This window comes from Rouxiella badensis (assembly GCF_002093665.1).
Lineage (GTDB): Bacteria > Pseudomonadota > Gammaproteobacteria > Enterobacterales > Enterobacteriaceae > Rouxiella > Rouxiella badensis.
Genome location: NZ_MRWE01000008.1, coordinates 95,584 through 113,300, shown reverse-complemented (window position 1 = coordinate 113,300; position 17,717 = coordinate 95,584). Strand labels below are relative to the sequence as shown.

Genomic DNA, 17,717 nt, shown 5'->3' with positions numbered 1-17,717 from the left:
TGCTCCACATCAGGTTAGGGTTTAACAAGCCGCTGCCGCTTGGCCTTCTTCAGCCTTTTTCCGGCAACGTGCGCCAGCGCGGCGCAAATCAGGTAATACACCAGTCCGACAAACAGGAAGATCTCTGCCGGGTAAATCTGCACGCGGTTATTCACCTGCGCGGCAATCGTCGTCAACTCAGGCACGTTGACGATAAACGCCAGCGAAGTATCCTTAATCAGCGAGATAAACAGGCCAATATAGGAAGGCAACAGGTTGGGCCACGCCTGCGGCAGCAGGATAAAGCCAAGAATTTTTAGCGGACTCATCCCAGAGGCAATTCCCGCCTCTTGCTGTCCCGTTGGCAGTGACTCGAGACCGGCGAGGGTTGAATGCATCACCGCCGCTGAGGTAAACCACGCCAACGCAAGCACCACGGTCAGTGGCCCCGGAATTGAGCCGCCAAAAACGACCGGCAGTAAAAAATAGAGCCAGAAAATAACGAAGATCAGTGGGATACCGCGAATGAACGACGCCCAGAGGAACAGAACGTGTCGCGTCCAGCCGCCGAAACGCCACGCTAACCCGGCCATCAGCACGCCTAAAACCAAGGCCAGAACACCCGCCGAAAGCGCCATAATCAGCGTTAGCAACACCCCGCCCGGCTGCCCGTCGGCGACGCGCCCCCACAGCATATAAGTAAAATTATCGTGCAGGACCGAGTAATCAAACTCCATGATGCCCCTCCGCCGACGCTTCCTGCGTTAACCCCGCAATCCGAGGCTGTTGACGCTTTTTAGCCGGGCGCTTCGGCCCTAGCCAGGTCAATAATCCCCCCAGAATCAGGCCGAGCAGCAGATACAGTCCGGTGCCCACGGCAAAGCCTTCAAAGGCGTGCGCGTTATAGCTTTCAATCTGGCTAACTTGATAGGTCAGCTCCGAAAAACCGATGCCGGTGGCGAGTGATGAAAGCTTCATCAGATTGAGATACTGGCCGGCGATTGGCTGCCAGGCGTTAGTCACGGCCTGAGGCAACAGCACGCTTCGCAGCCGCTGCCAGTCGCTAAATCCTTGTGAAATTGCGGCTTCGCTTTGCCCTTTAGGAATCGCATTGAGGCCCGACTGCACCTCTTCGAGCAGAAAGGCAGCGGTAAACAACGCCAGTCCCCACGCCGCACAGAGAAACTCCGGTGTCAGCCACGCCACGTTACCCGGCAGCGTCGCCCACGGATGATTGTCGCCGATGTAAAAACGCCAACGCTGCGGCAATGCACCGTAGGCGGCGAAATACCAGAAAAATAGCTGAACCAGCAGCGGCGTATTACGAAATATCGAGACATAGGCGGCGACAAATGCCCGCCCCACCCGCTGGCCGCCGAGTCTCAGAGCCAGCAATAACACGACCAGACCACTTGCCAGGAGGCTGCTCACCACGCTGACGTAAAGCGTGGTCAGAAAGCCTGAGATAATCCACTGCAACGGCTGGCCGGTTAGCACCCCGGCCCAGTCTGGATGCCAGCTCATTGCGCGGGCCCTTCTTCCGGGTGCAGCGGGAACAGCACTTTCTGCAGAAACCGCTGCGCCCGCGGGTGGGCGGGCCGGGTGAAGAAGGCTTCAGGCTCGGCCTCTTCAAGTATTTCGCCGCCGTCCATAAACACCACTCTGTCGGCGATTCCGCGTGCAAAACTCATCTCGTGGGTCACCACTATCATGGTTATCCCACTCTGTGCCAGCTCACGCATTACCAGCAACACCTCCCCGATCATCTCAGGGTCGAGCGCTGACGTCGGCTCATCGAAAAGGATAATGGAGGGATCGGTGACCAGTGCACGCGCAATGGCCACCCGCTGCTGCTGGCCTCCCGAAAGCTGCTCGGGGTAATGCAGCGCGCGGTCTTTCAACCCTACGCGTTCGAGCAAGGTCTGCGCCTTCTTGCGCGCGTCCTCTCGCTTCCAGCCGTGCACTTTAATGAGCGCAAGGCTGACATTGTCCTGCGCCGTGAGGTGGGAGTAGAGGTTAAACTGCTGAAATACAAAGCCAATATGAGTACGTAACTGTCGCAGCGCGGCGCCGTTCAAGCGCGAGGTAGGCTGCTGGTTAATGAAAATTTCGCCTTCGCTTAGCGTCTCAAGATGATTGATCAACCGAATTAAGGTCGATTTACCCGAGCCAGATGGACCGCATACCGCAATCACTTCGCCGCTCGACACACTCAGATTGACCTGTTTTATCACCTGATGAGGGCCAAAGGATTTGCTGACCCGGCGGAATTCCACCGCCGTTTGGTTTTTCACCGCTGAACGTGAAAAAACCGCAGACGTCGCTGCGGTAGAGAGAGAGTCTTGCTGCATCGCAGGTACCCGCCGATTATTTCGCTTCGATTTTGAACAGTCGCGGCTGCGGGGATTTCGTCTGCGGGCCAAACCATGTGTTGTAGATACTGACCGCCTGACCGTTTTTCTCGAGGGTCAGCAGCTCGTCATTGACCGCTTTCAACAGGTTGCTTTCGCCTTTTTTGACACCGACACCAATCTCTTCTTTGCTCAACAGTTCTGGCAACACCTTATATTTCGCCTTGTCCGGCGCGCCATCGAGCAAGCCCGCCAAGATAGTGCTGTCCTGGGTGATAGCCTGAACGTTGCCGTTGCGTAACGCCGATAACGCCAGCGGAATGTCGTCATAAGACAGCACGCGTGACTGCGGGAAACGGTGATGAAGTTCCTGCTCGCCGGTCGTACCTTTTACCGCACCGATGCGAGCGGTCGCGTAGGCGTCCAGTTTGTCCGGTGAACCCACCGGCACCAGGAACTGCTGACCGGTCACAAAATAGGGAACGGAGAAATCGACCACCTGCGCGCGCTCAGGTGTGATGGTAATGTCGGCAACGATCAGGTCAGCCTTACCCGATTGCAGAAGAGGAATGCGGTTTGCCGGGTTGGTCGGCACCAGCTGCAGTTTGACCCCCCAGGCCTTCGCCAGCGCCTTGGCAAAATCGACGTCGTAGCCCACGATGTCGTGAGTTTTTGCGTCAACGGAACCGAACGGCGGGTTTGAGTCGAAGGTCGCCACTCTGACCACGCCGGCTTTCTTGATATCGGCCAGTTGGTCCGCATGAGCGGCCACGGCGGTAACGCTGCTGAGTACCAGAAGTCCCCATGCGGAAAGATTGCCACGGCGCAAAATAGATTTCTTCATTCCTGTTCCTTATGCAAAAGCCTGAGCTTCAACCCTATATCCGGTCATAAACCAGAGTGTCTTTTCTTATATTGCTCAGAGAATTACACAAGCCCGTAAACGGCACTACCAAGAAAAAATGCTAAGAATTACAGGAAAATGCATAACGGGACGGAGAAATTACTGCTAACTTTTTGGCAATACTTACAGAGGAATTTATTATGACAACACACCTTTCACGCCCGGTCGCCGTAGTGACCGGCGGCACCAGCGGCATCGGATTGGCGGTAGTGTATGATCTGGCAAAAGATCATCAGGTTTATGCATTGGGCCGCAACAAGGACAGCCTGGTTGCGCTGCGTCTGTTGCAAAACGTCGAGGCGGTCGAGATTGACCTGCTCGACTTCGAGGCGCAGCAAAAACTCATCCACTCACTGCCGCAGATAAACGTGCTGGTTCATGCGGCTGCCGTTTCCGAACAAACTACCGTTGAGAACGCCACGCCAGACGTCTGGCAAAAACAGTTTTCCATCAACCTTTTTGCGCCCGCCGAGCTGACTCGACTCGCCCTCCCCGCACTGCGCGAACAAAACGGTCAGGTGGTGTTTATCAACTCGGGGTCAGGCACGCTGGCACTGCCGGGACATACGGTCTATTCGGCCAGCAAGTTTGCCCTCAATGCCCTCGCACACGCCCTGCGTGGAGAAGAAAGCGACAACGGCGTGCGGGTCGCTACGGTATCTCCCGGCCCCACGGATACGCCAATGAACAGAAAGAGCCGCGAACGTGCCGGTAATTTTGCAGAAATTGATCCGCTGGAATACAGCACGCCTGAGTCGGTTGCCCATGCGGTGCGGCTGGTGGTTTCCGCCAGTGAAGACACACAGATAACCGACGTTAATGTTCGCCCGCGCCACGACAAGGCAAAGCGCTAGTTTCCCCCTTCCTCGTTCTTAAGCCGGCAATGTTCCTGCTGAATGGCTAAAAATGCGTTGCCAGGCTTCTGTCTTTAGAGAAAAACATAAGCAAAATTATTCTATTCCTATGATCTCTAAGGAGCTATGACGCCGCAAGAGGTGGCCCGTTTCCATGCAGAATTCGGACCGCCCTTTTATCTATGCATTATCTTTTTATCATCGGTTTCTCAACCAGAAACCAGGATAATGACGCCAGTACGAAAGTAATTAATAAAGATAAAATCATTGAGGCGTAAAAAGGGATGCCCATTTCATTAATAACTATCTGCTGCACAGGAAATGCATAAATATAGATACCGAATGAAAAGTCAAACCTTCCCTTTATCAATTGATCTTTAATTGAGACCCCGATCACAATTGTCATTACACAAATGGCTATCGGCCCTAACACATTGGTGAGAAGCCCGCCGCAGGAAGCGAAATAGATAACCAACAGGCCTGCTGTCAGCATCAGGACTTTTAGATGAAGATTGTTAATCCACCTGTCCCTATTAATATATAACAGTGCTCCAACACAAAAAGGCACAGTGAATAAACTTGTCCCTATTATCGCCAGGTGGGTAATGCCTTTCTTAACACAAATTACCTGTATAATTGCCGATAAAATAAGCGGAATAAAAGCCGCCAGATTCTTATTTTTGAAAACGGTCAAAAATAACGCAATCACGATGTAATCGAACACTTCAAAAAACAAGGTCCATAGACTTCCGTTCATGGTATTGCTGAGTAAATAACCCGAGGTAAAGTCATTGATATCACTGGGCATGACGCCAACAACGCCAACCCCCGTTATGACCATAACCCTAATGAACGTCTTAACAGGTTCCAGAGAGAGTGCCCATTCCGCCCACCCAGCTTTACCAAAAAGACCGCAACATAAATATAAGGTAAATATCAGGCAAACGGCCAGGCCTGGATAAATCCTTAAAAATCTTTTTTTAGCGTAATCAAAATTAGATTTTCGCCTTTCATAACTTTGCGTAATTAAATAGCCAGATATTGAAAAAAATATAAAGACAGCAAGAGAACCTAAAGTTCCCGAGCCTAAAAAAGTCGGCTCGTCCTGACCACTTAATGCAAAATGATGACTGTAAATAACCATGATTGCAGCGAGGTGTCGGATAATATCGAAACAGTTGTTATGGGCGGGTCCCTGTTTTGTTTGCATAAATCTCCGTTAAATCAGCTTAACCAAAAGCCTGGAGATTTAGCCTCCATATCGTAAGCTTTTGGTAAAGAAATCGTAAAGTGCTATCCTAAGCCACTTTTAAAATACTTCAAGCGGCCAGAGTGAATAGAGGCTAAACAAATTGATTTTTCAGAAAAATTGACCCAATTTATAATGAGAAATCTTTACTATTAAGCGCTATAGGGTTCAAAGTTGACGGCTAAGAAATTGGTGCACTGCCCGGTTAAATGCGCCCCCAGCGGTGCAACCTGCATTTCATCGAATTGATAAGCGCTGGAGTGCCCTGTATACAGCTCTTCTCGTCAAAATGTCCATTTCGAGATAATGAAAGTCGAGTCCTCGGCATAAAGCCAAAAAGTTAAGCCTTAATCTAGACGCATTCTCATTAAAGAGTGTGTCTCATGATAAGTACCAAAAGGCTGAAAACCCTATAAGCTTGATGATAATGGGGTTAAAAAATAGACTGATATCATTTTAGGTTGAAAGGAACAGCCAGCGAAAGGTAACGGCTGGGGCAACTCGGCCCCAGCTCGCGAATTTTAACCTTCAGTAATGATGTGTGCAGCACAGATAACCGACAGATGGCTTAGCCCCTGCGGCAGGTTGCCGTAGCATTTTTTAGTCCGTACATCATACATTTCGCTCATGATACCGGCATTTTTGCCACCGCCGAGGATCTCCAGAAGCGATTGCAAGTTCTCTTCTGCTTCCTTCTGATGGCCGAGCACCGCCAGCGATGACGCCAGCCAGAAGCCGCAGGCGATAAAGGTATTCTCCTCCTTCTCAACGCCGGAATAGCGATAAAGCAGGTTTCCGTCGGTGCCGAGTTCCTGCTGAATCGCCCTCAACGTGCTGAGCATTCTCTTCGGCGAAACCTCTTTGCCGTACTGGTGCATCAGGCCGACGGCGGCGTCGAGATCGTTGCTACCGGCCCAGAAGGTATAGCTCTGCCGTTCCTCTGACCAGCAGTTCTCTTCTATCCAGTCTCGTATCCTGTCGCGCTCGCGCTCCCAGCGCCCAACCCACGTCGGCTCGATGTGCTCGCCCTTAGCCAGATGCACCGCCTGATGAAGAGCAAGCCAAGAGGCCATTTTCGAGTGGGTGTAATGGTGCGACTCCTGCAATTCCCAGATGCCCGAATCCTCCTGACGCCAGGTGTCGGCACAAAGGTTGGCCATCTGACCGAGCAGCCGAGAGGTTTTGAGATCCAGCACGTGCCCTGCCTGGGTAAACAGCACCGCAGTATCCAGGACGTCGCCATAGTTGCTGAGCTGTAGCTGGCTGGCGGCGTTATTGCCGTGGCGTACCGGCTGCTCACCGCGATATCCCTGAACCGGGATCATCACCTCTTCCGGGACCGGCTCGCCGTTCAGCGTAAAACAGGTATGCATCTCACAGCCGCTGTCGTACAGCGCGTCCGTGAGCCAGGAGAAGGCTGCCTGACAGTCGTCGAGCGCGCCGATATAGAGGAACGAGCGAATAATCATGCAGGCGTCGCGCACCCAGGCGTAACGATAGTCATAGTTTTTACCGCTGCCCTTGCCCTCCGGCAGGCTGGTCGTCGCCGCCGCCGCGAGCGCACCGGTGGGCGAGTGCCACAGAAACTTCAAGGCCAGCGCAGAACGAATAACCTGGGGCTTATATTTCCCTTTGTAGTCAAGAGAATCCACCCAGTCACGCCAGGCGATATCGCTGGTCTCAATATGCTTGTCGATTCGTTTGAGCGAAGGTACCGCCAAGGGTTTATTTTCGGTCACCAGCAGCGCAGCCAGCGTTCGTTCACCGGCCTTTACCGGAAATGTCGCCTCTGCACCATCGTCTGCGCATGAGGAAAACTTGATATTTTCCTGAGTACGCAGCATCAGCAGCAGGTTACCCACGTGCCAGGCCGTGCCCTCTGGCGTTTCATGTTGCCACGGCGTGCGGGTGTCAGATGCGGTACCGATACGCAGCGTCAACGCCATCGAAACCGTGCCTTCGAGCCCCTCGATACGTCGAGCGAACTCGTTCCACGGCAGACACCCGGCCAGCGTGCTGTTGATAGACTCGGTGACCTTGACCCGTCCTTTCGCCGTTTCGTATAGCGTTTCAAGCACGTTGCTATTCTCGCGATACTGACGGGTCATGCGGTAAGGCTCTGCGGGAAGCAACTGAAAATATCCCCCTCTTTCGGCGTCGAGCAGTCGGTCAAATAAGGGAGGTGAGTCCAGATCCGGCACACACCACCAGTCGGCAGAGCCGTCGGGAGACAGCAGCGATACCGTTCTGCCTTCGCCTACGGCGGCATAGTCGCCGATATCACAAAATCCCTCTTCGTCGCGAAATTCCCCAGGATAATCTTGATTCTTCAAACGGTTTTCCCTCTGTCTTTCAGCCAGTCATGCAACAGCTGGCTCTGCGTTAAACAAATAGGGAAACCCTTTCCCTCCGTTATTTAAGCCTAGCAGCTGAGTGAAAATTTACTGCAAGCAGCAAAGAGCCGCCCATAAAGGCGGCTCGCGGTATGGCTGAAATTGAAAGAATTTAGTCCTGAACGGAGACGCCTTCCTCGGCCTGAGCGGCAACCTTCGCCTGGCTCTTGTTGCTTGAATAGATAAAGTACAGCGCGATAGCCAGACAGACTACGGCTCCCAGACGCGTGGCCGAAAAGTGAATGGTCTGATTCCCCAGCCAGCCGAAGTTGTCGATAAGCATGCTCATCGCCAACTGACCGAAAATAACGGCCACCGTTGCCACTGCCGCGCCAATACGCTGCACGGCAAGCACCATAATAACGATATAAGGGACGCCGCAAAGCGCGCCCATCAGCTGCCATTTCGGCACGTCCAGCAGAGTGACCGCATGTTTAGGTTCAAAGAAAAAGATCAGTAAGGCGGTCACCAGTGCACCAAGAGAGAAAGTCAGAAACGCACAGCGAAACACGCCGACTTTACTGCCCAGCTGACCGTTTACCGCCGCCTGAATGCTCAGGAATGCACCACCGGCAACCGCCAGCAAAATAAATAGAAACGTCATTTTTTCACCTTAACCTTTAGCCACGAGGACCAGTGCGGCAATAATAAATATCAGCGCGATGATACGTTTGTTGTCGATTTTTCGGTGCGCGGTGCCAAACAGCCCGTAGTGGTCGATGATCAGGCTTTTAAAGACCTGCCCCGCGAGAATACCGATCATGGTCAGTGCAATACCAATGCTCGGTACGGCAACGGTGAGGATAACCACATACATCGGCCCCAAAATACCGCCAATCAGCTGCCAACCGGGTTGAGCAAAAAACGAGGGACTGTTGCGCGGGCTGAAAAACAGCATCAACAGAAACGTCAGCGCGGCACCGACGCCGAAAATACTGAAAGTGGCCCATAAATCACCGACTTCTCCCCCCAATGGCCCCAGTAAACCGGCCTCAACGGATAACCCCATCCCGCCAACGACGACGAGCAATATTAATAAAAGCTGCATAAAACAGTCTCCAGTGATGTAGGCGACGATCATATAGCAGCGGTTGATGGCGAAAAACGGTATAATCCAAGAAACACTTTTGCAGGGAATGAGATAATGTACGACCCGAGCGCGATTAATTTCAGAACACTGCTGTTCTTTATTGGCGTCTTTGATGCACAAAGTTTTTCAGTAGTGGCGCGGCGTGAAGGGGTATCGGCCTCAATGGTGTCACGGGTGATTCATCAGTTAGAAGACACGCTCGGGCAGCAGCTGTTCTATCGCAACACGCGCGCGGTAATCCCCACCGAAGCGGGTCGTTTGTTCGTGGAGTATGCACGCACCATGACCGAGCAGCTTAATGAAGCGCGCCGCGAGTTGCTCGATCGAGCGCTTGAACCGGCAGGCCTGGTCAGAATCAATGCGCCGGTATTTTTTGGACAGCGCCACATCGCGCCCTGGTTGACCGAATTATCGAGCCGCTACCCCCGGTTATCGATTGAGCTAACGCAAACCGACGATTATATCGATCCCCATCGTGACGCCACGGACGTTTTGTTCAGGATTGGCACGCTGACGGACTCCTCGTTTCACGCCCGCGTATTTGGCACTCAGCGTTACCATCTGGCGGCGTCTCCCGCCTACCTTAGCCAGTTTGGAAAACCGGCTACGCCCGCCGAGTTCAGCCAGCATAAGTGTCTGGTGTACAGCGGTTCGACCGGCCCTAACCGCTGGCTGTTTCGAAAGCCAGAAGACGACTGGACTCACTACCCCATTTCGGCGGTGCTGACCTCCAACAACGCCGAGTCGCTGCTCACCGCCGCGCTCGACGGGATGGGGCTGGTGCTGTTCCCCGACTGGCTGATCGGTGACAGCATCAAGAAAGGCGAGCTTATCAGGCTATTGACGGACTATGAGGCGGCGATAAAAACCGAACCTCAGCACATCGCTGCCATTTACCCCAATACACGCCATCCCCCACTCAACGTCAGAACGGTGATTGACTACTTTGTCGAGGTCTACGGTACGCCGCTTTACTGGCAGTTTGATTGAGCGGGTAGCCTGCCCGGGGGGTAATCCGCCAAAGTGATCGGTCTGACGGCCCCTTCAACGGTATTAAACAGAGTTTTTTACTGCGTACGTCTTCGAATACGTCGAGCAGGCCGAGAAAGCGGCGCATGAGCAGCAGATTGCCCTGCGCTGTTCACGAAATCTGACGCATCGCCGGGTGATTGACCTTTGAGCCTTAACGGGCCGGTGAAAACCCCTTAAATATCGTTGAATACAATGCCCAATTCACGGCGTACTTCATCGAGCGTTTGCAGCGTGAGCAATGAGTCAGCCAGTGGGCGAATCGGCGACTCAGTCAGCCCATCCGCAACACAAAAGGCCAGATGCGCCGCCTGATGATAAAGCTGGTCGTAAGAAAAACGCGGCTCTTCATAGCTGATTTTCTGCTTATCGTTGTTGAAAATGTGGAAGTTTCCCGGCGCATAGAACATGCCTTCGAGAAAAATATAGCCTTCGGTACCGGCGATCACCGCAGTACCGGGCGTATGGCTAAACAGCGTGGTGTGAAGAGAGGACTGGTTGCCGTTCTTATGTTTGAGGACGATAGACGCCTGCCCATTAACCCCAGTCGGTGCGGTCTGTCCAGACGCCAGCACCTGCTCCGGCGCACCCAGAAATTTGGTCGCCAGCGCAACCGGATACGAGCCGAGGTCCATCAGCGTTCCGCCCGCCAGTTCAGGACGCATAATGCGGTGGCTCTGCTCAAAATATTCACCGTGATCGGCAATAATGGTACGAATCTCACCAATCGCGCCCTGATCAATCACCTGCTGTAGCACATCAAACTTTGGCAGAAATGCGGTCCACATCGCCTCCATCAAAAAGACCTTATGCTCTCGCGCCGCCTCCTGTAATCCCCGCACCTGCTCGGCATTTATCGCCAGCGGCTTTTCGACCAGCACATGTTTACCGGCCTGAATCGCCTTGAGCGCGCAGGCATAATGCGTTGGGTGAGGCGTTGCCACGTAGACCACGTCCACGTTGTTATCCCTGACCAGCTCGTCGATGGAGCCGTAGGCATGGGGAATTGAAAACTGCTGGCCAAAGGCCCGTGCCTTGGATAACGCACTACCGGCCACGGCGTAGGCAATCTGGCGGGTATTTTTTTGCAGCGCTGCAACGAAACGCTGCGCCACCCAGCCCGGTCCGACGATTCCCCAACGTAACGCCGGCGCGCTGCGCCCTTCCGGGGTTCTGGCGGCGGGCAGTGTGTAATGAAATTTCATCGTTGTTCCTTTTATTGATCTCTCGAAAATTACAAATACTCGGGTCCGTATTGTGAAGATATTCAACAACTGCGTGCAGGGCTAGCGAGAATTTGATGCGAAACAATCAAAAATTCCATTTATATAAAATTGAAACTTTTATTCTAAAAGATTAGCATGGTAGCGATTAAATGGCCATTTCGAGCTTTGTACCCCATTACTTCTAAACATAATCATAAAGAGACAAGGAGTACCCGATGCAAAAAGCCCTACACGGAATCTCAACCCATTATTGCAACATTGTGACCGACGCTCGAATTGCCAAAGAGACCGGTTACGACAGCCTTGAACTGCTCAGCAGTAAGCTGGTGCGTTATCTCGATAACGGCGGCACCACGCAAAAACTCAAGAAGATATCTGACAGTTATGGCCTGTCGGTCGGCTGCGTTAATGCGTTGCTGGAAATCGAACGTTATCAGGGCGAGGCCAAGCAGACCATGCTCAAGGAGGCGACCCGACTGACTCGTGCGGCAGCCGAGCTCGAGTGCCCGACGGTGCAGATTCTGGCGCTGGACGGCATTGACGATAAACCCGATGAGACGGTGATGGACATCATCACTGAGAACGTCGATGCCATTGCCAAAATTGGCCAGGAGTACGGCGTTCGCTATCAGATTGAGGTCATTGCTTTCACCAAATTCCGCACTCTTGAACAAGGGCTTGAGGTCATTCGTCGCGTTGGCCGCGATAACGTCGGTATGGTCATCGACTTCTGGCATCTTTATGCCTCCGGATCCAAGCCTGAAGATATCGCGCGTCTTGATAAAAACCTGATCTACGGCGTCCATTTCTGCGACGGCCGCCTGCCTAAACCCGGCGAAGCCTGGGACCAGATGGTGCTGCGCAATTACATGCCGGGCGAAGGGGAAATTGATATTCAGGCCTGGACTGATGCAGTGAAAGCGACCGGATATGACGGGCTATGGTCGGCCGAGCTGTTTAGCCCAAACCGCTGGGAATATGACCTGTATGAGATTGCGACGGAATGCCGCGAGAACATGACCCGCTATACCGGCTAAGCCAGGTTCGTTCAACGATATCAGGTTAAATCGGCAGGAACATTTCATCGATGACCCAGATTGCCCAACGTGGCGTAATCTGGGTCATCGACTTTAGAGGCTTATTTCATCTGCAGCTGCGGTTGCAGTTTCAGCAGTTGACGAGTCTTGCTTGCCTCGCTGGCAGGCACAGCCGACGCCGCATTGCCCCATGAGTTGCGAATATAGGTCGCCACTGCCGCGGTCTGCTCGTCAGACAGTTTCCACGCAAAACTTGGCATTGCACCGCTGGTTGGATTGCCCTCGGTCACTGCGCCACGACCGCCCTGCAAGACAGTGGTCAAGATAGACGAGGCGTCAGGCGACATGATGGCCGGGTTATTGGCCAGTCCCGCCGCAAGATGCGATATGCCTTGCCCATTGCTGTTGTGACAGGCCGAACAGTTGGCCTCATACACATTAGCACCGATCTTCATCTGCGCATTATCCGCCGCCAGTGGGGTCGGTTTTTTGTTGTCCGAACCCGGCTGAGCCTTGATATAGCTGGCGATGGCGTGCAAGTCGGCGTCAGTCAGGTGCTGGGTGGAGTTGGTCACGGCCTCGGCCATTGGGCCCGATGCCACAGCAACATGGTTGCTGCCCAATTTCAGATACTGCACCACCTGATCTTCCGACCAGTTACCAATACCGGTATACGTATTGCTGGTGATCTCTGGCGCATACCACTCGCCGAGATTGCTGCCCTGCAAATAAGCTCCGGTATCCCCGCCGATGATATTTTTCGGCGTATGACAGGCCGCACAGTGCTCAAGACCTTCGACCAAATACGCACCGCGATTGTACTCGGCCGACTTCGACATATCCGGCTTGAAGCCTTCGTTTTTGAAGAACAGCAGATTCCAGCCCATCATCGCCATGCGGATGTTGTACGGGAACGGCAGTTGGGTTTCCGGCACCTTGTTGTTTACCGGTTTCACCGAACGCATATACATCCACAGGTCGTGCATATCCTCATCGCTGACCTTGACGTAGGCATTATAAGGCATTGCCGGATAAAGATTTTCTCCGTCGATACCCTTGCCGTGTCTCACGGCACGGTAAAACTCGCGCTCGGTCCAGTTACCGATACCGGTCTCTGCGTCCGGAGTAATGTTGCTGGCAAAAATGCCGCCAAACGGTGTGCTTATTGAATAGCCGCCCGCAAAGGCCTCTTTGCTGCCAGGCGCGGTATGACAGGCCACACAGTCGCCGGCGACCGCGACATAACGGCCACGGCTAATCGCGGCTGCATCGGCAGCGGTTAACGGCTGCTTCATCTGGGTCTTGTTGTCGGCGACGTTGTCCGCCGCCGTGCTGCCATTTTGATACAGTAAAACGCCCGCCACAACGGCGGCGATGACGACGACGCCGCCGACTACTTTAATCTTTTTCATATCATACCTTTACCAATGGACCAGGGTTTTTCAGATACTGTTCGATGATGGCTTTCGCCGTCCACAGACTCAGTGCACCAATCGTTCCGGTCGGGTTGTACCCGGCGTTGTTCGGGAACGACGATGCGCCCAATACGAAGAGGTTATGGGCATCCCAGCTTTGTTGATAACGGTTGAGCACGCTGGTTTTTGGGTCTTCACCCATGACTGCCCCCCCAATGGTGTGGTCACTGGCAAAACTGTATGGCGAATAGGAGGTGTTGGTGGCGTTGGTCCCGATGACCAGTTTCGCGCCCATCGCCTTGCCTATCTCGACGCTTCTGTCCTCAACGAACTTGGCAGAACGGCGATCGTTCTCGTTGTAGTCGTAGGTCACGCGCAGCAGCGGATTGCCGTTGGCGTCTTTGTACTCTGGGTCGAGATCGAGATAGTAATCTTCGTGCGAGTAGCTGGTGCCCTGCCCAAAGATGAAGGTCCCGTTCTGGAAGGCGTGGGTGTAGGCTTTCTTCCAGTCTTTACCCCAGCGTGGCGTACCCGGAGGCAGTGCATCGGCGTTACCGATTGGCCGAGCGCCGCGGGCAACCACCAAAATACCTGCCCCGCCGATGAAGCCTTTTCCGGTATGGTCGAAGTTATCGCCGTTCCAGTCGTCAACCTGCTGCGAGAGCGCCCCGGCCCCGATAAACTGATTGAGGTATTCGTCTTCAAAGAACAGGTTAGCGCCAGAAACGGTCTGGAAACTGTAGGCGCGGCCGACGACGCCGGTTTTGGTCACCGGATCGTAAGGTTTGCCGATTTTGGAAAGCAGCAGCATACGCACGTTTTGCATCTGGAAGGCAGAAAGCACGACGATATCGGCAGGTTGTTCCCACTCCTGACCGTTGCGATCGATGTAGGTCACGCCGGTCACGGTTTTACCGTCTTCAGCCTTATTGATGCGGGTGACGGCAGACTCGGTCAGCACGGTAAAGTTTTCGCGCTGCATCAGGGCCGGCACCACGCAGGCGTTCGGGCTAGATTTGGAGAAGTTGCCGCAGCCGTAATAAAGGCAGTAACCGCAGTAGGTGCAAGGACCCATGCGCACGCCAAGCGGGTTAACGTAGGCTTTGGAAGCCTGCCCCGCCGGAACCATAAACGGATGCTGCCCGAGTGACTTGGCCGCATCGCGGAACAGGTCGGTCAGGCGCATGCCTTCAAGCGGCGGCAGCGGATATTCGCTGCTGCGGTTGCCTTCAAACGGGTTACCGTCTTCGATAACCTTACCGTTGAGCTTGCCCGCTTTACCGGAAACACCGGCAATTTTTTCAAAACGGTCATAGAAAGGCTCCAGCTCTTCATAAGTCACCCCCCAGTCCTGCAGGATAAGCCCTTTGACTATCTGTTGTTTACCGTAACGCTGAACCGTTTGCGTGTAGGGTTGAAGGTCAAACGGCGTGAAGCGCCAGGCCATGCCCGCCCAGTGCGTGCCAGAACCGCCCACGTTGTAACCCATCTCGTTCAGGTTCCAGTCGCGGGAAGGCAGCGCTTTTTGGGTGCTGTTGTTACGAAAGGTTGTGGTTTCAACGGCAGGCGGGAGCAGCATGCTGCGGCGGGTATCCCAGCGCAGCTCATCGGTATCAATGGAAGGTGGGAAATCGGTGGCGGTTTCAAACCATGGGCCACGCTCAACGGCGACCACGTTAAGGCCTGCGCGGGTCAGCTCTTCGGCTATCAGGGACCCACACCAGCCCAGTCCGACGACGACAACGTCAGCTTTTGGACGGATATTTTTCATATTAGGACTCGTTGTTGCTCAATCGCTTCAGAATTCCAGCTTAAAGAGTGTTATCAATCAGGCTGGTTGGAATAATGTTTAACTTCTGACCTTTCTTGCTCAGCAGATCGCGGAAGTCATAGCGCGCACCTGGGAAACCAATCATTTTCCAGCTCGCCATATCTTTGTTTCCGCCGTAAATCGGGTCGGATAAAAAGCCTTCGCGCACGTTCTGCAATAAAAGTTCGAAGAAAACTTTGGTTTCCACATCTGGTCCCAAATCGAGCTTGCCTGCTTCCATTGCGTGCAATATCTGGTCCTGCTGGTCACCGCTCAGGTCGACGAAATTCTTGCCAAACTGTTTTTGGAGGGTCTTGTCCAGCGCAGCCAGGCCGACGCGATAACGTTCCGCTGGCGTTTTCGCCTCTTGCGGCCCCTGTTCCGGCGTGCCCTTGACGAAACGGCCAAGGCGGTAGGTGCTGCTTGCCTGACCAAAATCCCCGGCAAGTTGGCGGTCAACGAAAATGGCGCAACCGGCCTCTTTGCCGCTAATGCTCATCTCGTCGGCCGGGATAAAGCGTTCGGCAATCGCACCGACGGTATCGAACTCGTGCTGCGTAAGATACTGCAACCCCCCTTTCCGTGGCTGAGCGAGAGGTCGGGTGTCTACCTTGCCCGGTTCCCACGGTTGACCGCCTTTGACTTCCTGCGCACTGGCCAACGGAATCGTTGACGTCACGCCCAAAACGGCAATAGACGATAAAAATTCTCTGCGTTTCATGAATTTCCCCTGCTCAAATAAGTTATTACTGCACTGTCCAGAGAGTAATAAAAACGACACTTAGGAATAAAAAGAGAATGGCTATTCTTGATATAGAGACATGACAGAAAAACCGAACCCATTAGTAAATGATTATGCTTCTCATTAATCGTCAAGTTTTAAGCAATGGGAATCCGAGCATTTTTAAATAAACGCTTTGAGGTATTTATTATTGCTTAGCACTGATTAATTTACGTCGTTTTGAATATAATCCTGTTGTTAAGCCCTGCACTCATATCTTTAGCGGAATACTTTTACTATATTGATTCACAAAACAAATGTAATCGGGCGAATAGTAAACCCATTTGAAGAGTGGTGGTACTTTTGGTTTGATGGTTTCCCATCATTTATAAACAATTTTACAACATAAAATGCGCTTGCTGTTCACTTAGCGTTCCAGATAAAAAAACATGCTGATGGCGCGACAACCGTGTTGCCAAACACCGCTCGCGGGTTAAACTGCGCTAAAAGGTTGTCTCTTCTCTCAAGGAAGCCGGTATGAAAAAGCTTACCCTCGAAACGCTGGCAAAAATGGCCGGCGTTGGTATAGCGACAGTAGACAGAGTATTAAATGAACGCGGTGGCGTCTCTCCAGAAACAACACGCAAAGTTTTAAAAGCCGCAAAAGAGGCAGGATTAAACCGCACGCTACCCGAAGAACGAAGAAGTCCCTGGCAAATAGAAGTTATCTTAAGTTCAAATGATACTTATTTTTTTAAGAAGCTGGCCGTGGATTTTAGAGAGGTCGCCAATGCTCTGGGCTATCAACGCCTCACATTACACCGAACGCTTATTTCTGAATCGCAGCCAGAGAAGTTGGCTCAGCATATTATTACCTCGAGCCATAAAAGAAATGGTTTGATTATTTTTGCCCAAAATCATCCCGCCGTTTATAAGGCGCTCGAGCATTGCAAGAATAAAGGTTTGCCGGTTATTACGCTGGTCACCGATCTGCCCGAATCACAGCGCCTGTGCCATGTGGGAATTAATCAACTTCAGGCCGGGCGCACAGCGGGATTATTGATGGCCAAGATGCTTCATCAGCCCGGAGAAGTCATGATGGTCAGCGGACGCGTCGATTTTAGCGCTCACCGCCAGCGTATCGAAGGCTTCAAGGAAGTTTTGCAGCACAGGGCGCCGCACATTCGACTCACCGAAGTCCTGGCCGGACAGGACCATCCCGAGACTCTGCGTCGGCTGCTTGAACAGACGCTGGCGCAGTCTAAAAATATTGTCGGTATCTATAACACCGGTGACGTCAACGCCGAGGTGAGCGAGGCGCTGGCAAGACACAAATTGCAGGGGAAATGCCTGTATATTACTCACGAGCTCTATGACCTCACGCGGCGTTTGCTCGAAGAGAATATTTTGTCCTTCACGCTGGACCAGAACGCCCGGCAGCACGCTCAGCTTGGTTTAAGTCTGCTGCTACAGGGACTGGAAGAAGGCTTACTGCCGGACACCTATTCAGACGGCAAGGTTGAATTCAAGATTATGACCGCAGAGAACGTCGATTAGGCTTTGAGAAAACGTCAAGCTTCCTGGGCCGCCCTGTAACGGGTTGCTGGCAGACGAAGGCGTTTTACCCTAACTTGATGACAAAATAATTTTGGCACCCGT

General features: G+C 53.0%; 16 protein-coding genes. 4 read left to right on the top strand and 12 right to left on the bottom strand.

Annotation, left to right across the window (positions count from 1 at the left end):
- Positions 1-14: 14 nt before the first annotated feature.
- Genes BS640_RS06965 through BS640_RS06950 form a run of 4 tightly spaced genes read right to left on the bottom strand, consistent with a single transcriptional unit; the run spans position 15 to position 3,174 of the window.
- Positions 15-716 carry an amino acid ABC transporter permease gene (locus BS640_RS06965; protein ID WP_017492061.1) on the bottom strand — a complete coding sequence of 234 codons (702 nt, stop codon included), beginning with the start codon at positions 714-716 and terminating at the stop codon, positions 15-17.
- Positions 706-1,503, bottom strand: coding sequence for an amino acid ABC transporter permease (locus BS640_RS06960; protein ID WP_084912253.1), 798 nt, complete (start codon positions 1,501-1,503; stop codon positions 706-708). Before BS640_RS06960 ends, BS640_RS06965 begins: the two co-directional genes overlap by 11 nt.
- Positions 1,500-2,330 (bottom strand): amino acid ABC transporter ATP-binding protein, encoded by an 831-nt coding sequence (locus tag BS640_RS06955; RefSeq protein WP_084912252.1) that lies wholly within the window; start codon positions 2,328-2,330, stop codon positions 1,500-1,502. Before BS640_RS06955 ends, BS640_RS06960 begins: the two co-directional genes overlap by 4 nt.
- Before the next feature lie 16 nt (positions 2,331-2,346).
- The gene (locus BS640_RS06950) at positions 2,347-3,174 is read right to left on the bottom strand and encodes an ABC transporter substrate-binding protein (RefSeq protein ID WP_017492058.1); all 828 of its coding nucleotides are present in this window, start codon (positions 3,172-3,174) and stop codon (positions 2,347-2,349) included.
- Between the two features lie 200 nt (positions 3,175-3,374).
- Between BS640_RS06950 and BS640_RS06945 the strand changes: the two genes are divergently transcribed.
- The gene (locus BS640_RS06945) at positions 3,375-4,088 is read left to right on the top strand and encodes an SDR family oxidoreductase (RefSeq protein WP_084912251.1); all 714 of its coding nucleotides are present in this window, start codon (positions 3,375-3,377) and stop codon (positions 4,086-4,088) included.
- A 187-nt stretch (positions 4,089-4,275) separates the two neighbouring features.
- On the opposite strand, the gene BS640_RS06940 is transcribed toward BS640_RS06945, so the two are convergent.
- The 4 genes from BS640_RS06940 to BS640_RS06925 all read right to left on the bottom strand — a co-directional run bounded on the left by BS640_RS06940 (position 4,276) and on the right by BS640_RS06925 (position 8,778).
- Positions 4,276-5,298, bottom strand: coding sequence for an acyltransferase family protein (locus BS640_RS06940; protein ID WP_017492056.1), 1,023 nt, complete (start codon positions 5,296-5,298; stop codon positions 4,276-4,278).
- Positions 5,299-5,858: 560 nt separating this feature from the next.
- Entirely contained in the window at positions 5,859-7,670 is a 1,812-nt protein-coding gene (locus BS640_RS06935; protein WP_017492055.1) for a glycoside hydrolase family 15 protein, read from the bottom strand.
- Between the two features lie 172 nt (positions 7,671-7,842).
- Positions 7,843-8,334 carry a DMT family transporter gene (locus tag BS640_RS06930; RefSeq protein ID WP_017492054.1) on the bottom strand — a complete coding sequence of 164 codons (492 nt, stop codon included), beginning with the start codon at positions 8,332-8,334 and terminating at the stop codon, positions 7,843-7,845.
- Positions 8,335-8,343: 9 nt separating this feature from the next.
- Positions 8,344-8,778, bottom strand: a complete 435-nt coding sequence (locus BS640_RS06925; protein ID WP_017492053.1) for a DMT family transporter — start codon at positions 8,776-8,778, stop codon at positions 8,344-8,346.
- A 96-nt stretch (positions 8,779-8,874) separates the two neighbouring features.
- Here BS640_RS06925 and BS640_RS06920 point away from each other — a divergent pair, with 96 nt between their 5' ends.
- The gene (locus tag BS640_RS06920; protein WP_017492052.1) at positions 8,875-9,810 is read left to right on the top strand and encodes a LysR family transcriptional regulator; all 936 of its coding nucleotides are present in this window, start codon (positions 8,875-8,877) and stop codon (positions 9,808-9,810) included.
- Between the two features lie 215 nt (positions 9,811-10,025).
- Here the strand turns inward: BS640_RS06920 and BS640_RS06915 are convergent, their stop codons facing one another.
- The gene (locus tag BS640_RS06915; protein ID WP_017492051.1) at positions 10,026-11,054 is read right to left on the bottom strand and encodes a Gfo/Idh/MocA family protein; all 1,029 of its coding nucleotides are present in this window, start codon (positions 11,052-11,054) and stop codon (positions 10,026-10,028) included.
- A gap of 236 nt (positions 11,055-11,290) precedes the next feature.
- Between BS640_RS06915 and BS640_RS06910 the strand changes: the two genes are divergently transcribed.
- A complete protein-coding gene (locus tag BS640_RS06910; RefSeq protein WP_017492050.1) occupies positions 11,291-12,112 on the top strand; it encodes a sugar phosphate isomerase/epimerase family protein in 822 nt (273 codons plus the stop codon).
- A gap of 101 nt (positions 12,113-12,213) precedes the next feature.
- Here BS640_RS06910 and BS640_RS06905 read toward each other — a convergent pair whose 3' ends face one another.
- Genes BS640_RS06905 through BS640_RS06895 form a run of 3 tightly spaced genes read right to left on the bottom strand, consistent with a single transcriptional unit; the run spans position 12,214 to position 16,058 of the window.
- Positions 12,214-13,524: a c-type cytochrome gene (locus tag BS640_RS06905; RefSeq protein WP_017492049.1), complete on the bottom strand. Its 1,311-nt coding sequence runs from the start codon at positions 13,522-13,524 to the stop codon at positions 12,214-12,216.
- A 1-nt stretch (position 13,525) separates the two neighbouring features.
- A complete protein-coding gene (locus BS640_RS06900; protein WP_084912250.1) occupies positions 13,526-15,298 on the bottom strand; it encodes a GMC family oxidoreductase in 1,773 nt (590 codons plus the stop codon).
- A 40-nt stretch (positions 15,299-15,338) separates the two neighbouring features.
- Entirely contained in the window at positions 15,339-16,058 is a 720-nt protein-coding gene (locus BS640_RS06895; RefSeq protein ID WP_084912249.1) for a gluconate 2-dehydrogenase subunit 3 family protein, read from the bottom strand.
- Between the two features lie 537 nt (positions 16,059-16,595).
- On the opposite strand from BS640_RS06895, the gene BS640_RS06890 reads away from it, so the two are divergent.
- On the top strand, positions 16,596-17,615 hold the full coding sequence (locus BS640_RS06890) for a LacI family DNA-binding transcriptional regulator (protein ID WP_017492046.1): 1,020 nt from the start codon (positions 16,596-16,598) through the stop codon (positions 17,613-17,615).
- Positions 17,616-17,717: the final 102 nt, after the last annotated feature.

Bases quoted from the DNA above. Each gene is read 5' to 3' on its own strand.
- BS640_RS06965 (WP_017492061.1), bottom strand. From the start codon at position 716: ATGGAGTTTGATTACTCGGTCCTGCACGATAATTTTACTTATATGCTG.
- BS640_RS06960 (WP_084912253.1), bottom strand. From the start codon at position 1,503: ATGAGCTGGCATCCAGACTGGGCCGGGGTGCTAACCGGCCAGCCGTTG.
- BS640_RS06955 (WP_084912252.1), bottom strand. From the start codon at position 2,330: ATGCAGCAAGACTCTCTCTCTACCGCAGCGACGTCTGCGGTTTTTTCA.
- BS640_RS06950 (WP_017492058.1), bottom strand. From the start codon at position 3,174: ATGAAGAAATCTATTTTGCGCCGTGGCAATCTTTCCGCATGGGGACTT.
- BS640_RS06945 (WP_084912251.1), top strand. From the start codon at position 3,375: ATGACAACACACCTTTCACGCCCGGTCGCCGTAGTGACCGGCGGCACC.
- BS640_RS06940 (WP_017492056.1), bottom strand. From the start codon at position 5,298: ATGCAAACAAAACAGGGACCCGCCCATAACAACTGTTTCGATATTATC.
- BS640_RS06930 (WP_017492054.1), bottom strand. From the start codon at position 8,334: ATGACGTTTCTATTTATTTTGCTGGCGGTTGCCGGTGGTGCATTCCTG.
- BS640_RS06925 (WP_017492053.1), bottom strand. From the start codon at position 8,778: ATGCAGCTTTTATTAATATTGCTCGTCGTCGTTGGCGGGATGGGGTTA.
- BS640_RS06920 (WP_017492052.1), top strand. From the start codon at position 8,875: ATGTACGACCCGAGCGCGATTAATTTCAGAACACTGCTGTTCTTTATT.
- BS640_RS06915 (WP_017492051.1), bottom strand. From the start codon at position 11,054: ATGAAATTTCATTACACACTGCCCGCCGCCAGAACCCCGGAAGGGCGC.
- BS640_RS06910 (WP_017492050.1), top strand. From the start codon at position 11,291: ATGCAAAAAGCCCTACACGGAATCTCAACCCATTATTGCAACATTGTG.
- BS640_RS06905 (WP_017492049.1), bottom strand. From the start codon at position 13,524: ATGAAAAAGATTAAAGTAGTCGGCGGCGTCGTCGTCATCGCCGCCGTT.
- BS640_RS06900 (WP_084912250.1), bottom strand. From the start codon at position 15,298: ATGAAAAATATCCGTCCAAAAGCTGACGTTGTCGTCGTCGGACTGGGC.
- BS640_RS06895 (WP_084912249.1), bottom strand. From the start codon at position 16,058: ATGAAACGCAGAGAATTTTTATCGTCTATTGCCGTTTTGGGCGTGACG.
- BS640_RS06890 (WP_017492046.1), top strand. From the start codon at position 16,596: ATGAAAAAGCTTACCCTCGAAACGCTGGCAAAAATGGCCGGCGTTGGT.